Annotated in this window: 12 protein-coding genes, 1 pseudogene and 1 riboswitch; of the genes and pseudogenes, 8 read left to right on the plus strand and 5 right to left on the minus strand. The window is 69.7% G+C overall.

The window, feature by feature from the left end; genetic code table 11:
* The first annotated feature begins 50 nt into the window (after positions 1–50).
* The 3 genes and pseudogenes from M4V62_RS35270 to M4V62_RS35280 all read left to right on the plus strand — a co-directional run bounded on the left by M4V62_RS35270 (position 51) and on the right by M4V62_RS35280 (position 2,966).
* The gene (locus M4V62_RS35270; RefSeq protein ID WP_006123076.1) at positions 51–524 is read left to right on the plus strand and encodes a bifunctional nuclease family protein; all 474 of its coding nucleotides are present in this window, start codon (positions 51–53) and stop codon (positions 522–524) included.
* A 172-nt stretch (positions 525–696) separates the two neighbouring features.
* Positions 697–1,320, plus strand: coding sequence for a MerR family transcriptional regulator (locus tag M4V62_RS35275; protein ID WP_249591232.1), 624 nt, complete (start codon positions 697–699; stop codon positions 1,318–1,320).
* A 93-nt stretch (positions 1,321–1,413) separates the two neighbouring features.
* Positions 1,414–2,966 (plus strand): annotated as a pseudogene (locus M4V62_RS35280) (DNA polymerase IV).
* Here M4V62_RS35280 and M4V62_RS35285 read toward each other — a convergent pair.
* Positions 2,882–3,262, minus strand: a complete 381-nt coding sequence (locus tag M4V62_RS35285; protein ID WP_249591234.1) for a PRC-barrel domain-containing protein — start codon at positions 3,260–3,262, stop codon at positions 2,882–2,884. The pseudogene M4V62_RS35280 and the gene M4V62_RS35285 overlap by 85 nt on opposite strands.
* A gap of 144 nt (positions 3,263–3,406) precedes the next feature.
* Positions 3,407–3,504, plus strand: a riboswitch (glycine riboswitch).
* A gap of 197 nt (positions 3,505–3,701) precedes the next feature.
* Here M4V62_RS35285 and gcvP point away from each other — a divergent pair.
* Positions 3,702–6,587: an aminomethyl-transferring glycine dehydrogenase gene (gcvP, locus tag M4V62_RS35290; RefSeq protein WP_249591235.1), complete on the plus strand. Its 2,886-nt coding sequence runs from the start codon at positions 3,702–3,704 to the stop codon at positions 6,585–6,587.
* 87 nt (positions 6,588–6,674) lie between these two features.
* Here the strand turns inward: gcvP and M4V62_RS35295 are convergent, their stop codons facing one another.
* Positions 6,675–6,881, minus strand: a complete 207-nt coding sequence (locus M4V62_RS35295; RefSeq protein WP_280922834.1) for a DUF5999 family protein — start codon at positions 6,879–6,881, stop codon at positions 6,675–6,677.
* A gap of 342 nt (positions 6,882–7,223) precedes the next feature.
* Entirely contained in the window at positions 7,224–7,808 is a 585-nt protein-coding gene (locus M4V62_RS35300; protein WP_249591237.1) for a hypothetical protein, read from the minus strand.
* A 497-nt stretch (positions 7,809–8,305) separates the two neighbouring features.
* Between M4V62_RS35300 and M4V62_RS35305 the strand changes: the two genes are divergently transcribed.
* Positions 8,306–9,823 carry a glutamate-cysteine ligase family protein gene (locus tag M4V62_RS35305; protein ID WP_249591238.1) on the plus strand — a complete coding sequence of 506 codons (1,518 nt, stop codon included), beginning with the start codon at positions 8,306–8,308 and terminating at the stop codon, positions 9,821–9,823.
* An 11-nt stretch (positions 9,824–9,834) separates the two neighbouring features.
* On the opposite strand, the gene M4V62_RS35310 is transcribed toward M4V62_RS35305, so the two are convergent.
* Positions 9,835–11,607, minus strand: a complete 1,773-nt coding sequence (locus M4V62_RS35310; protein ID WP_249591239.1) for a substrate-binding and VWA domain-containing protein — start codon at positions 11,605–11,607, stop codon at positions 9,835–9,837.
* 165 nt (positions 11,608–11,772) lie between these two features.
* On the opposite strand from M4V62_RS35310, the gene M4V62_RS35315 reads away from it, so the two are divergent.
* A complete protein-coding gene (locus tag M4V62_RS35315) occupies positions 11,773–12,573 on the plus strand; it encodes a CPBP family intramembrane glutamic endopeptidase (protein ID WP_249591240.1) in 801 nt (266 codons plus the stop codon).
* 99 nt (positions 12,574–12,672) lie between these two features.
* Here M4V62_RS35315 and M4V62_RS35320 read toward each other — a convergent pair whose 3' ends face one another.
* Positions 12,673–13,494, minus strand: a complete 822-nt coding sequence (locus tag M4V62_RS35320; RefSeq protein ID WP_249591241.1) for a PhzF family phenazine biosynthesis protein — start codon at positions 13,492–13,494, stop codon at positions 12,673–12,675.
* Between the two features lie 167 nt (positions 13,495–13,661).
* Between M4V62_RS35320 and M4V62_RS35325 the strand changes: the two genes are divergently transcribed.
* Both M4V62_RS35325 and M4V62_RS35330 read left to right on the plus strand, forming a co-directional pair.
* On the plus strand, positions 13,662–14,027 hold the full coding sequence (locus tag M4V62_RS35325; protein WP_249591242.1) for a cupin domain-containing protein: 366 nt from the start codon (positions 13,662–13,664) through the stop codon (positions 14,025–14,027).
* Between the two features lie 155 nt (positions 14,028–14,182).
* On the plus strand, positions 14,183–14,806 hold the full coding sequence (locus M4V62_RS35330) for a PadR family transcriptional regulator (protein ID WP_249593144.1): 624 nt from the start codon (positions 14,183–14,185) through the stop codon (positions 14,804–14,806).
* Positions 14,807–14,874 lie beyond the last annotated feature (68 nt).

Genomic DNA, 14,874 nt, shown 5'->3' on the forward strand with positions numbered 1-14,874 from the left:
AGGGGGTGCCCGACTACCCAAACCGGCCGGGCACGTCCTAGGGTTGCTGTGTGAACGAGCTCGACGTCGTAGGTGTCCGGGTGGAAATGCCCTCCAACCAACCGATCGTGCTCCTGCGTGAAGTGGGAGGCGATCGTTACCTCCCCATCTGGATCGGACCAGGTGAGGCGACCGCGATCGCCTTCGCACAGCAGGGGATGGCGCCCGCACGGCCGCTGACCCACGACCTGTTCAAGGACGTGCTGGAGGCGGTGGGACAGGAGCTCACCGAGGTGCGCATCACGGACCTCCGAGAAGGGGTCTTCTATGCGGAACTGGTCTTCGCCAGCGGAGTCGAGGTGAGCGCCCGGCCGTCCGACGCCATAGCGCTCGCTCTGCGCACCGGAACGCCGATCTACGGCAGCGACGGTGTCCTCGACGACGCGGGCATCGCCATCCCGGACGAGCAGGAGGACGAGGTGGAGAAGTTCCGCGAGTTCCTCGACCAGATCTCGCCCGAGGATTTCGGTACCAACAGCCAGTAGTCCGTCGCTTCCGAAGGGTCCCGGCGGACCATTCGGCCAGCCTTTCCCGGTCGTGCGATACGGCAAACCACTCTTAGGGTGATTATCACTCGGCGTGCCGAGTGTGGCGATCGTTGACGAGCCCCTGGTGACTGCCTACCGTCGTGCAGGCAGGTCAAGGACGGAGGTCGGCGTGAGAAGCAGCGGCGACGGTACGGCGATGGGCGGTCCGTATCCGCTTACCAGCAGCGCGGCCGGTCACTCTCCGAAGAGGCCGATGGCGGTTCAGGGGAGCGGGGACGCCACGTCCGGACAGTCCGAACAGGAACAGATCGGTTACCGGGGGCCGACCGCGTGCGCGGCCGCCGGCATCACGTACCGACAGCTCGACTACTGGGCCCGTACGGGCCTCGTCGAGCCCAGTGTCCGGTCCGCGGGCGGGTCGGGGACCCAGCGGCTCTACAGCTTCCGGGACGTCGTCGTCCTGAAGATCGTGAAGCGGTTCCTCGACACGGGTGTGTCCCTGCAGAACATCCGGACCACGGTCCAGCATCTGCGCGACCGCGGTTTCCAGGATCTGGAGCGTATGACGCTCATGTGCGACGGCGCGACGGTCTACGAGTGCACGTCGCCCGACGAGGTCCACGAGCTGCTCCAGGGCGGTCAGGGGGTCTTCGGGATCGCCGTGGGCGTCGTGTGGCGGGACGTGGAAGCGGCGCTCTCGCAGCTGCACGGGGAGCGGATCGACACCGGGGAGACGCTGGTGCGGCAGAACCCCGCCGACGAGCTTGCGAGGCGGCGCAACAGGGCCGTGTGAGGCAGCCGACGCCTCTGGTGCGTGAGCCGACGCCTTCGGTGCGTCGGTGGCGATCCCGGTGCGTTGTCAGTGGCGTAGGGCAGCATCAGAGGTGTGAGAACCGCGCCCACGATTCTGCATCTCGACATGGATGCCTTCTACGCGTCTGCCGAGCAGGCCGCGAAGCCGAGTCTGCGCGGGAAAGCCGTGGTGGTGGGCGGGCTCGGACCGCGGGGTGTGGTGGCCACGGCCTCGTACGAAGCGCGGAAGTTCGGAGTGCACTCGGCGATGCCCATGGGGCAGGCGCGGCGCCTGGTGCCCAATGCTGCCTATCTGGTGCCGCGCTTCGCGCTCTACCGCGACATCAGCGACCAGGTGATGGCGCTGCTGCGGGACCTTTCGCCGCTGGTGGAGCCGCTCAGCCTGGACGAGGCCTTCGTCGACCTGGAGGCGGGCGGTGTGGCCGACGACCAGGCGTCGGCGCTCGCCGTGGGCGAGCGGTTGCGCGCGGACATCAAGGCGGTGACGGGGCTCGCGGGCTCGGTCGGGCTCGCCGCGTGCAAGATGCTCGCGAAGATTGCCTCGGAGGATGCCAAGCCGGACGGCCTGCGGCTCATAGTGCCGGGGACCGAGCGGGACCTGCTGGCGCCGATGCCGGTCCGGACCCTGCCCGGTGTCGGTCCTGCCACCGGGGACCATCTGCGGCGGGGCGGGATCATGACGGTCGGGGAGATCGCCGAGGCGGGCGAGGACGAGCTCGTCAGGCTCCTCGGGAAGTCGCACGGGAGCGCGCTGTACGCGATGGCGCTGGCGCGGGACGAGCGGCCCGTGGTGGCGGAGCGGGAGTCCAAGTCGGTCAGCGTCGAGGACACGTACGACGTGGACATCCATGACCGGGTACGCGTCAGGGGCGAGGTGGCGCGGCTCGCCGACCGCTGTGTGGAGCGGCTGCGGGCGGCAGGGCACTCGGGGCGGACCATCGTCCTGAAGGTGCGGCGCTTCGACTTCTCGACGCTGACGCGCTCCGAGACGCTGAGAGGGCCGACGGACGACCCTGGAGTGGTGCGGGAGGCCGCCGCGCGGCTGCTCGAGTCCGTGGACACCACCGGAGGCGTGCGGCTCCTTGGGGTGGGCGTCACGGGGCTCGCGGACTACACGCAGGAGGATCTCTTCGCGCAGGCCCAGGCACAGGCCGAGGCCGAGGAGGCCATGGAGACGCAGCGGGAGGCCGAGGCGCAGGCGCAGGGGGAGCGGGCCGGGGAGGCTCCGGCGGAAGCCGTGGGCGTGGGCGAGACGGTGGAGGTGCCGGTCGCTCCGGCCGAGCGGCGGTGGGCCGCCGGGCACGATGTGCGGCATGCCGAGTACGGGCACGGGTGGGTGCAGGGCAGCGGCCTGGGGCGGGTCACGGTGCGTTTCGAGACGCCGGAGTCGTCGGTTCCGGGGCGGGTGCGGACGTTCCGTACGGATGATCCGGAGCTGGAGCCCGCGGAGCCCTTGCCGCTGGTGGCCTCGCCTGAGGCGTTGGAGCCGCAGTGACGGCGGTACGGCGACGGCCGCGGTCGCCTGGGGCGGCCGGTGAAGGTCAGGGCGTCTCCCGGCCCGCGATGTGGCCGAAGTCCTGGTCCGGTGGGGGTGGGGACTGCGGGGGCGTGATGTCAAGGCCGTAGTGGTGGTAGAGCTGGAGTTCCTGTTCGGGGGAGAGGTGGCGGCCCACGCCGAAATCGGGGGCGTCCTTGATCAGGGAGCGCTCGAAGGGGATGCGCAGGGTGCCGTCGCTCGTGAGCTCGCTGGGCTCCAGGGGGACGAACGCGTCCCTGCTGAACAGACCGGTGCGTATGGCCGCCCACTCCGGGGCGCCGGTGGCGTCGTCGAGATAGACCTCGTCGATCGTGCCGATCTTCGCCCCGTTCCGGTCGAACGCCTTGCGGCCGATCAGGTTGCGCGGATCGATATCGGTCTGCACGGGCCCTCCAACTGGTCGAGGCTTGTCGAAGTGGGGCGTAACTCATCCTTGTTCGTTCGTAATCACTACGAAAGAGCACTTCGGGGCAGGCGGCCACTCGAGGGATCGGCCGCGGTCCTCGCTGGTAGGCTGGCGCTTGGCTGCTGACCCCGTGCGGGAGAGCTCTCCGGTGGAGACACCGGGGGCGCCGAAGGAGCAACTCCTCCCCGGAATCTCTCAGGCCCCTGTACCGCACGGACGAGGTCACTCTGGAAAGTAGGGCGGGCGTCGGGCGGGCACGTTCGAATCCCTTCCTCACCGACGGTGAAAGCCGGCACGGCGTCTCTCGCGAGGCACGGGCCGGTGAAGCTCTCAGGTTGAGATGACAGAGGGGGAGGCCGTCCGGGTACCCGCGCCGTGGTGCCCCTCGCAGGTCGCGTCAGACCAGGAGGCCTCCGCAATGACCGCCACCCCTCGTATCCCGCTCTCACAGCTCGAGCAGGGCATTCCCTTCGAGCAGCGGCACATCGGTCCCGATGTGGAAGCACGGGCCAAGATGCTCGCGCAGGTCGGATACGGCTCGCTCGACGAGCTGACCGCCGCCGCCGTGCCGGATGTGATCAAGAACGCCGAGGCGCTGAACCTGCCCGGAGCGCGTACCGAGGCCGAGGTCCTGGCCGAGCTGCGGTCCCTCGCGGACCGCAACCAGGTGCTTGATTCCATGATCGGGCTCGGTTACTACGGGACCTTCACTCCGCCCGTGATCCTGCGGAACGTCATGGAGAACCCGGCGTGGTACACCGCTTACACGCCGTACCAGCCCGAGATCTCCCAGGGACGGCTCGAGGCGCTCCTCAACTTCCAGACCGTCGTCGCCGAGCTGACCGGGCTTCCGACCTCCGGTGCCTCGCTGCTCGACGAGGGGACCGCCGCCGCCGAGGCCATGGCCCTGTCGCGGCGCATGGGCAAGGTCAAGAACGGCGTCTTCCTCGTCGATGCCGACACGCTGCCGCAGACCGTCGCCGTCATCCAGACCCGCGCCGAGCCGACCGGTGTCGAGGTCGTCGTCGCCGATCTGAGTGAGGGCATCCCGGCCGAGGTCGCCGAGCGCGGTGTCGTCGGCGTACTGATCCAGTACCCCGGAGCCTCCGGCGCCGTACGTGATATCAAGCCCCTCATCGAGCAGGCGCACGAGATCGGTGCCATCGTCTCCGTCGCCGCCGACCTGCTTGCCCTGACGCTGCTCACCTCGCCCGGCGAGCTGGGTGCCGACATCGCCGTCGGCACCACGCAGCGCTTCGGCGTCCCGATGGGCTTCGGCGGCCCGCACGCCGGCTACATGGCGGTGCGCGAGAAGTTCGCGCGCAGCCTGCCCGGGCGGCTCGTCGGCGTCTCCGTGGACGCGGACGGCAACAAGGCCTACCGGCTCGCGCTGCAGACCCGTGAGCAGCACATCCGCCGCGAGAAGGCCACCAGCAACATCTGTACCGCTCAGGTGCTGCTCGCCGTGATGGCCGGAATGTACGCCGTCTACCACGGGCCCGAGGGCCTCAAGGCGATCGCGCGGCGCACCCACCGCTATGCCACCGTGCTCGCCGCGGGGCTCAAGGCCGGCGGGGTCGAGGTCGTGCACGGCGCGTACTTCGACACCCTGACCGTGCGGGTGCCCGGCAAGGCCGAGGAGCTTGTCTCCGCGGCCCGCGAGGGCGGCGTCAACATCCACCAGATCGACGCCGACCATGTCTCCCTGGCCTGCGACGAGACCACCACGCGCAAGCAACTGACCGCGATCTGGACCGCGTTCGGGGTCGAGGCCGACATCGAGACGCTCGACGCGCAGACCGAGGACACGCTCCCCGGCGGCCTGCTGCGCTCCGACGAGTACCTGACGCACCCCGTCTTCCACCAGTACCGCTCCGAGACCGCCATGCTGCGCTACCTGCGCAAGCTGGCCGACCGCGACTACGCGCTCGACCGCGGCATGATCCCGCTGGGCTCCTGCACGATGAAGCTCAACGCGACCACGGAGATGGAGCCGGTCACCTGGCCCGAGTTCGGGCAGCTGCACCCCTTCGCGCCCGCCCAGCAGGCGCAGGGCTATCTGACGCTCATCCGTGAGCTGGAGGAGCGGCTCGCCGAGGTCACCGGCTACGACAAGGTCTCGCTGCAGCCCAACGCGGGTTCGCAGGGCGAGCTTGCCGGACTGCTCGCGGTGCGCGGCTACCACCGCGCCAACGGCGACGAGCAGCGCACCGTCTGCCTCATCCCGTCCTCCGCGCACGGCACGAACGCCGCGAGCGCCGTGATGGCCGGCATGAAGGTCGTCGTCGTGAAGACCAGCGACGACGGCGAGATCGACGTCGAGGACCTGCGCGCCAAGATCGAGAAGCATCGCGACGAGCTGTCCGTGCTCATGATCACCTACCCGTCCACGCACGGCGTGTTCGAGGAGCACGTCGCCGACATCTGCGCCCAGGTGCACGAGGCGGGCGGCCAGGTCTACGTCGACGGGGCGAACCTCAACGCCCTGGTGGGCCTCGCCCAGCCCGGCAAGTTCGGCGGCGACGTCTCGCACCTGAACCTGCACAAGACCTTCTGCATCCCGCACGGCGGCGGTGGCCCCGGCGTCGGTCCTGTCGGTGTGCGCGAGCACCTCGCGCCGTACCTGCCCAACCACCCGCTGCAGCCCGCCGCGGGTCCCGAGACGGGCGTCGGTCCGATCTCCGCCGCTCCGTGGGGCTCCGCGGGAATCCTGCCGATCTCCTGGGCGTACGTACGCCTCATGGGCGGCGAGGGGCTCAAGCGCGCCACGCAGGTCGCCGTGCTCTCCGCGAACTACATCGCCAAGCGCCTGGAGCCGCACTACCCGGTGCTCTACACCGGTCCCGGCGGGCTCGTCGCGCACGAGTGCATCATCGATCTGCGCCCGCTGAGCAAGGCGACCGGTGTCAGCGTCGACGACATCGCCAAGCGGCTCATCGACTACGGCTTCCACGCGCCGACCATGTCGTTCCCGGTCGCGGGGACGCTGATGATCGAGCCGACCGAGAGCGAGGACCTGGTCGAGATCGACCGGTTCTGCGAGGCGATGATCAACATTCGCGCCGAGATCGAGAAGGTCGGCGGCGAGTGGCCGGCCGAGGACAACCCGCTGCGGAACGCCCCGCACACCGCTGCCGCGCTCGGCGGTGAGTGGGAGCACGCCTACAGCCGCGAGGAGGCGGTCTTCCCGGCCGGCGTCGTGGCCGCGGACAAGTACTGGCCGCCGGTGCGCCGCATCGACCAGGCGTACGGCGACCGGAATCTGGTCTGCTCCTGCCCGCCGCTGGATGCGTACGAGGACTGATATCGGGTCCCGAACATGCGTGGGGGCCGGTCCGGAGGTTGTTGCTCCGGGTCGGCCCCTTTGTTCTGTGTGCCGTGTGTCGCCGCGTCAGGCGGCGGTCATGATCTCGTCCGTGCCCAGTGGCCTGTGCGGAGCGATGATCTGGCCGTCCGGCAGCAGCTCACCGGTGTCCTCGAAGAGCAGGACGCCGTTGCACAGCAGGCTCCAGCCCTGCTCCGGGTGGCTCGCCATGAGGAGCGCGGCTTCCCGGTCGGCGGAGTCGGCTGTCGGGCACGGTGGTTGGTGCTGGCACATGGAAGGGTTCTTTCGCTGCGATGTGATGGCTGTGACGTCTGCCTTGCGGCTCGATGCGGTGTTCATGGCCGCCCCCCGTTTAGTCGGTCCGGTCCCAGTGTTGCCCTACGGCAGTCAATCCGCAGGGATTTGGCTGCAGCGCTCCTTACTGCTTAATGACGTATCACCCGCCCGGACGGTTCAGCCCAACTGCACTGTCTCTTCGGGTGGTTCGGGGTGGTCATACCGGGCTAGTCCGTATGGGCATCCGTACGTGCATCTGTACGTGCATCTGTACGGGCACAGGACGCGCCGGGCCCCGCGGCCGGGAACGGCGGCGGGGCACGTGAACGTAGGGCGGGGTCAGGCGGGTGAGCCGAGCAGCGGTGCCGGGGCCATGCGGTGGGTGAGGACCTTGAGGAGCTCCGCGGCGCGGTGCGGGCGGTGTGCCGCGATGCCGGGAGGCGCGGGCGCCAGGGGCACGAGGATGTCGGAGGGCGCGAGATGACCGCCCGCGCCGTCCGCCGTGCAGTCGCCGTGCAGCCAGAGTGTCAGCATGTAGAGCTCGGGTACGGACAACAGGCGGGGCTGGTAGGGCATCGGCATCGCCTCGGCATGGCGCAGGGCGCGCTCGGTGGACGCGATGTAGGGGCCCTCGAAGAAGTGGGAGAAGGTCCATCCGTCAGGTGTCAGCATCGTGTCCGCCGCGGCGACGGCTCGCTCGCCGGAGCGGATCAGGAAGCGCCACCCGGCGAGCCGGGTGGGCGATGTGCCCGACGGGGCGATCCGGTCAAGCACGTGGACGGGCAACGGGAGTTCGGGGCTCGTCGGTCCCTGCGCGGCGCGCAGGGACGGGGTGCGGGCTTCGCGTACGGCGGTGGGTGAACCGAGTGCCGCGAGGACGCTGCGCAGGGCGGGCGCGGGAGCCGGGGGGACTTGCAGCGGCATGATGGGTCGCCTCTCTCATTCGACAGGCACGGTGGAACGAGGACAGGTGCGGACGTCGCTGTCTGCTCCGAAGTCAGAGGGGGCGGGGGCAGGGGACCGCGAGCGCCAACTCTCTGCCTCGTTCGCGGAGTTTATACGACACGTGTTCAGGCATTGTTTCGTCTAACCGCACCGGATATTGCCTGCAAGGCGATATCCGGTCGCCATTTTGCGGGCTTTATCCCGATTCCAGAAGAGTCCGGGCGTTTGACCTCGGCACCCTTCTCGGGAGCGGACGGCCGATTCTCATCGGTGTTTTTCACCAGGGTGCGGTGCGAGGATTCCCCGACGTCCGTTCATGCCTGGTGAATGTGCCGCACGGATCGTGGGTCGAGCGTACTGGTCCGGAGGCATGTGCGGGGCGTTATCGATCACATTGCAGGGCATCATCCTGGGCATCATCCACCGAGACGCAGCGGCCGGATCATTGGCTGTCCATCCGAGGAGGGGACGCTTCGATGGGGGAGAAGGTCGTAGCAGGAACGTTTGACCTGGCTGAGCGGAGCCGGTACCGGGCCAAGCTCAGGGAGTGTCTCGCGGGGCTCCGGAGGCTGTTGGACGAGGAGCGGTTCGACCGGCCCAAGAACCTGATGGGTGTGGAGATAGAGCTGAATCTCGCGGGCCCCGACGGCATGCCGAGAATGCTGAATGCGGAAGTACTGGAACGCATCGCGAGCCGTGACTTCCAGACGGAACTCGGAATGTTCAATCTTGAAGTCAATATCGCACCGCACCGATTGGGCGGACGTGTGCTCGACCGGCTCGCCGAGGAGCTGCGCACCGGCCTCGCCTATGCCCACCGCAAAGCGAACGAGGTGAACGCGGGCATCGTGATGATCGGCATTCTGCCGACGCTCGCGCACCACGACCTGGTCTCGGGAAACCTCTCCGACGTCGACCGCTACGCGCTGCTCAACGACCAGATCGTGGCCGCGCGCGGCGAGGACTTCGTCCTGGACATCCAGGGCGTGGAGCGGCTGACCTGCACGTCGGGGTCGATCGCGCCCGAAGCGGCGTGCACATCCGTGCAGTTGCACCTCCAGGTCACGCCGGGCAGGTTCGCCGACGTGTGGAACGCGGCGCAGGCCGTCGCCGCCGCGCAGATCGCCGTCGGCGCCAACGCGCCGTTCCTGTTCGGGCGTGAGCTGTGGCGCGAGTCGCGGCCACCGCTGTTCCTCCAGTCCACCGACACCCGCCCGCCCGAACTCCAGGCGCAGGGCGTGCGGCCGCGGACCTGGTTCGGGGAGCGCTGGATCAGCGACGCGTACGAGCTCTTCGAGGAGAACCTGCGCTACTTTCCCGCGCTGCTTCCCCTCATGGACGACGAGAACCCGCTGGAGGTGCTCGACGACGGCCGGGTGCCGCAGCTCGGCGAACTCGTCCTGCACAACGGCACCGTGTACCGCTGGAACCGCCCCGTGTACGGCATCGCCGACGGGGTCCCGCACCTGCGCGTGGAGAACCGCGTCCTGCCCGCGGGCCCCACCGTCACCGACGTCATCGCCAACGCGGCCTTCTACTACGGCGTCGTACGCGCCCTGGCGGAGGAACCGAGGCCCGTGTGGACCCGGCTGCCCTTCGAGGCCGCGGCCGCCAACTTCGACACCGCCTGCCGCGACGGCATCGAGGCCCGTCTGCGGTGGCCCCGGCGCGGCCGGTACGGAGGGGTGGTCGAGGTGCCCGCGGTCGCTCTCGTGCGCGACGAGCTGCTGCCGCTCGCCGCGGCCGGGCTCGACGCGTGGGGAGTCGAGCCCGCCGACCGGGACTTCTATCTCGGCGTCATCGAGGAGCGGTGCAGGCGGCGGGTGAACGGGGCGTCCTGGCAGGCGGCGACGTACCACCAGGCCCTGGAGACCGGGCTCGAACGCGAGGACGCGCTCGCCGCGACCACCCGGCGCTACGCCGAGCTGATGCATGCGGGGGACCCGGTGCACACCTGGCCGGTGGGGCTGCCCGAGCCGGCGGTGCTGAGCTGAGCCTTCAGGGCTCAGCCGTGGCTGCCCGCCTCCATGATGGCCTTGAGGATGACCGCGTGGATCTGGGCCGGGTCGTCGACCTGGTGACCTGATCCGCCGGTCGCCTCCGCGATCTGCACGACCTCCTCCTTGTCCGCGTTCGGGCCGACCGCGATGGCGATGAGCGGCACCGGGCGCTTGGGGTCGGAGAGGTTCTCCAGCTGCGAGACGAGGTTGCTGCGGGAGAGGGATCCGGGGTCCTGGTTGGCGCCGTCCGTGAGCACCACGAGCGCGTTGAACTTGCCCTTCGCGTACGTGGACGCGGCTTCCTTGTACGCCGCCAGCGTGGTGTCGTACAGGCCGGTCGCGCCGCCCGGGATGGGCGCCAGGTCGCTGAAGGCCTCGGAGACCTTGTCCCGCTGGGTGCCCTCGCCCAAGCGGTCGCCGAGGCGCTGCGTCGGCACGAGCTTGCGGTAGTCACGCTTGCCGTCCAGGAGGGTGGCGAACTCCCAGAGGCCGATCTCGTCCTCGTCGGTGAACCCCGCGAGCGCTTGCAGGAGCGAGGACTTGGTGACCTCCATCCGGGTCTGGCCCCGGCCCGGCACGAACTCGCCCATGGAGTCCGAGACGTCGACGACCGTGCTGATCCTGGCGCTCTGGACGGTGATCGTCCACATGCCGAGCGTCTCCTGGAGCTCCTTCTCGGAGGGAGGCTCGCTCGGATCGTCGGAGTACGGCTGGGGGGTGCGGCCGCCGGCGGCCGTGACGAGTTTGGCCGAGGGGTCGTCGGTGCCGGTCCTGAAGCCGTGTTTCTCCAGGATCGCGCGCCCCTGCTCGTCGCTGAACAGCGTCATGAAGCGCAGGGCGGCCCGGCTCTGGTCCGTGGACAGGTCGTCCTCCTGGACCAGCGTGTACGGGTAGTCGAGGCGCGGCGAGCCGTCCTTCGGATAGAACATGTCCAGGCTGTTCTCCTCGCCCGCCGAGGCGTTGTGCTCGAACGCGGCCTGCTCGGAGAGGATCAGCGCCTGATTGCGGCGCGGGTTGCCCTGCTCCGTGCCGGAGGAGTCGCGGGCCAGGGTGTCCAGGAGCTGGCCGTCGCTGTCGGACGTGCGCGCCGACAGGGCCTTGGCCATCCCGGCGGCCTGGGTGTCGCCGTCCTTGCCGCCCGACTTCTTCGCCGACGTGCTCAGCTTGGCGAGCGCGAGGAGGCCGGTCGCGCTGCGGGCCGGATCGGCGGCGCCGAGCCGCAGCTTGTCGCCCTTCATCGCCGCGCCGGCCAACTCCGGCCAGTTGTACGTCTTCTTGGGCCAGCCAAGGCCTTCGGCGGCCGAAGGGACCATGGCCATGCCAACCGGGGACGAGGCTATGTTCCCCGCCGGCGACACCTTGGTCTGCCGGCCGCCCAGGGCGACGCGCTGGAGCCAGAGCGCGGAGTCCGGCACCCACACGTCGTAGCCGGGATCGCCCGTGCCCGTGCGCAGCTGGTCGGCGACCTTGTACGAATCGCGGGCGGTGATCCGTACGTCGATGCATGATCCGTCGGAGGAGACCTCCTTCTCGCGCGCGTCGTCGGCGGCCGTGCGCAGGGCGGGGGCGATGGCGGGGGCGGCCACGACGTCCACCCGCACCGCGTCGTCGCTGCACGAGCCGCCGAAGGTGAGCAGATCGCTGCGGACGGCGACCGCGGTGCCCGCGGCGACCGTCAGGACGAGCGCCGTCGCGACGGCCACCGTGCGGCCGCGGGTGCGTGGCCGTGGGTCGGGTGCGTCGGTCCCGTACTCATCGGGCAAGCTGTGACGTCCCATGGCGGTGGTGCCCCTCCTTGAACGATGAAGCAAGGAAAGAGGGGGTGCATGACCGCAATCGGCGTCCGTCCCCCTCGGCCTGTCGCGCACGATCTTCGCAACTACATTCGAGACCCTAGCGGGGCGGAGATGGGGATGAGGCGGGATTACTCAACTGGAGGCGGAGTGCAAGCGGAGTCCGGGCCGTTGGCCGGTTCTTTTCGGGGCGAGGGGCCATCGCGACGGATCCTCCGGGACGAGACGCTGCTCGTCCTGGCGCTCTCGCTGGGCGCGAGCGGTGTTTCCGCGCTGATCAGCTTTGTCGGATCGGTCACCAAACCGGGTGGTCTGAAGGACCAGGCGGCGACCATGAACGCGTCGGCCGCTCCGGGGCGGCCGTGGCTTGATCTCGCGTGGCAATTGTTCGGAATCACCACGGCGTTGGTGCCGGTGGCCCTGGTCGCGCACTTCCTGATCAGGGAGGGCGCCGGGCTGCGCACGATCGGCTTCGACCGGAGCAGGCCCTGGCCGGACCTGGGCCGCGGGGCGGCGATCGCGGCGCTGATCGGCAGCACCGGGATCGCCTTCTATCTGGCGGCGCGGGGGCTCGGGTTCAACCTGACGGTGGTGCCGGAGGACCTGCCCGACGTGTGGTGGAAGTACCCGGTGCTCGTGCTGTCCGCGGTGCAGAACGCGGTGCTCGAGGAAGTGATCGTCGTCGGCTATCTGCTGCGCAGGTTCGGGCAGTTGGGGTGGACGCCGATGGCCGCGCTGGTCGGGAGCTCGGTGCTGCGCGGCTCGTACCACCTCTACCAGGGCATCGGCGGGTTCATCGGGAACATGGCGATGGGGGTGGTCTTCGTGCTCCTGTACCGGCGGTGGGGGAGGGTCGGGCCGCTGGTGGTGGCCCATGCGCTGCTGGACATCGGGGCGTTCGTCGGGTACGCGCTGCTCGCGGGGAAGGTGGGGTGGCTGCCCACGCCTTAGGCGGCGGGCAGGCGGGTGGTTCCTGGCGTGGCTGTGGGGACGTACGACAAGTCGTACGTCCCCACAGTGACGTCGGGCGCGTCGGGCGTGTCCGGCGTGTCAGGCGTGGAGCTCGCCCTCGATGACGGTGACGGCGCGGCCCGTCAGGAGCGTGCGGTCGCCGCGCAGTTCGGTGCGGACGAGGCCGCTGCGGGCCGAGGCCTGCAGGCCGGTGAGCTCCGCACGGCCGAGGCGCTGGGACCAGAAGGGGGCCAGGGCCGTGTGGGCGCTGCCGGTCACCGGGTCCTCGTCGATGCCGACGTTGGGGAAGAAGCACCGGGAGACGAAGTCGTAGCCGAGGGTGGGGTCTTCGGCGGGTGCGGTGGCGATGATGCCGCGCTCGGAGAACTCGGCGAGGGCCTTGTGGTCCGGAGTGAGGGAGCGCACCGTCTTCTCGTCCGCGAGCTCGACCAGCAGGTCGCCGAGGCTTGCTCCGGCGTCGTACACCGCGAGCGGCTCGGCGCCGAGCGCCTGTGCCGCGCCGTCGGGAATCTTTGCCGCGGTGAGCGGGGCGGTGGGGAAGTCCATGGTGATGGTGCCGTCGGCGCGCGCGGTCGTGGTCAGGACGCCGCTGCGGGTGGCGAACCGAACGGGGCCTTGGGCGGTGCCGGTGACCTGAAGGACGTGGGCGGTGGCGAGCGTGGCGTGACCGCACAGGTCGACCTCGGTGGCGGGAGTGAACCACCGCAGCGCCCAGTCGGCTTCGCCGTCCGCGGGGAGGGGGTGGGCGAAGGCGGTCTCGGCGTGGTTGACCTCTGCGGCCACGTTCTGGAGCCAGGCGTCCTCGGGGAAGGTGTCGAGGAGGAGGACGCCTGCGGGGTTGCCCGCGAAGGGGCGGTCGGTGAAGGCGTCGACGATGCGGATGCGGTGAGAAGTCGGCATGTCGATGACGCTAGCGGGCCAATGTCTGGCTGGGACAAGGCCAATTGCGGGTCAGTGGCCCGATTGGCCTGCTCGCCGTCTCGCCTCGCGTCGCGCACGCGGCAGGCACAAGCTGGAAGGGGACGGGATTCCTTGGGTCCGATCACCGGGCCCGTCGAGGAGGAGCCATGACGGCGACGACGCGGAACGACACTCCTGTCGCGATCGAAGGCGGCGGCGTGGAACTGCGGATGCGGGATGTCGGGGGAGGTATGGCCGTCGCGTTCGTGCGGCTCCCGCAGGGTGCGGACATGGCGCCGGCCCTCACGGGGATGCCCGGCGGTCTGTGCCCATGCCCGCACTGGGGATATCTGCTCAAGGGGCGGCTGAAGATGCGGACAGCGTCCGGCGACGAGATCTACGAGGCAGGTGAGGCCTTCTACTGGCCTCCGGGTCATGCCCCGGAGGCGCTCGAGGGCTGCGAGTACGTCGACTTCTCGCCGACGAAGGAGTTGGCCGAGGTGGTCGACCACGTCAAGGCGCACATGGGCTGACCTCTTCGGACGGCCTCTGCAGTGAGTCCCTGCGGACCTCTCCAGTGAGTCCCTACGGAAGGGGATTGCCAGAAGAACAGTTCCGATATATCGTTGACGCATCGCGACTGATCAACGACTACACGGTTGATCAATGACACAGAGGAGTGATGGCGATGCGTTCCCACGGTTATGAACATGAGCACGGACGTGGAAAGTGCGGCCCCGGACACGAGGGTCGCGGCGGCTTCGAGGGGCGGCGCGCCGCGTTCGGTCCCTTCGGGCCCGGCTTCGGCGGCCCCGGTGGACCCGGCGGCCCCTGGGGCGGCGGACGTGGCGGCAGGGGCGGTCCGCGGGGCAGGGCGCGGCGCGGCGACGTACGCGCGTCGATCCTGGCCCTCTTGAAGGACAGGCCGATGCACGGCTACGAGATGATCCAGGAGATCGCCGAGCGCAGCGGCGGGGCATGGAAGCCCAGCCCCGGTTCGGTGTACCCGACCCTCCAGCTCCTGGAGGACGAGGGCCTGATCAGCAGCGCGAGCGAGGGTGGCAAGAAGCTCTTCTCGCTCACCGAGGCCGGCGTCACCGCGGCCGAGGAAGGTCCCGACGCGCCTTGGGAAGAGGCCGGGCGCGGGGTCGACTGGGAGACGCTGAACGAGATCCGGCAGGCAGGCTTCGGTCTGATGGAGGCGTTCGGCCAGGTCTGGAAGACCGGCAGCAAGGACCAGCGCGAGAAGGCCCTCACGGTCATCAACGACGCCCGCAAGAAGCTGTACCTGATCCTCGCCGATGAGGACTGAGGTGGTGGGGGTCGACGACCCCCAGTGCCATTGAGGCGCCCCGCACTTTCGTGTGGGGCGCCTCTGTG

Origin of the sequence: Streptomyces durmitorensis (assembly GCF_023498005.1) — a bacterium.
In the GTDB taxonomy this organism is placed as follows: Bacteria; Actinomycetota; Actinomycetes; order Streptomycetales; family Streptomycetaceae; genus Streptomyces; species Streptomyces durmitorensis.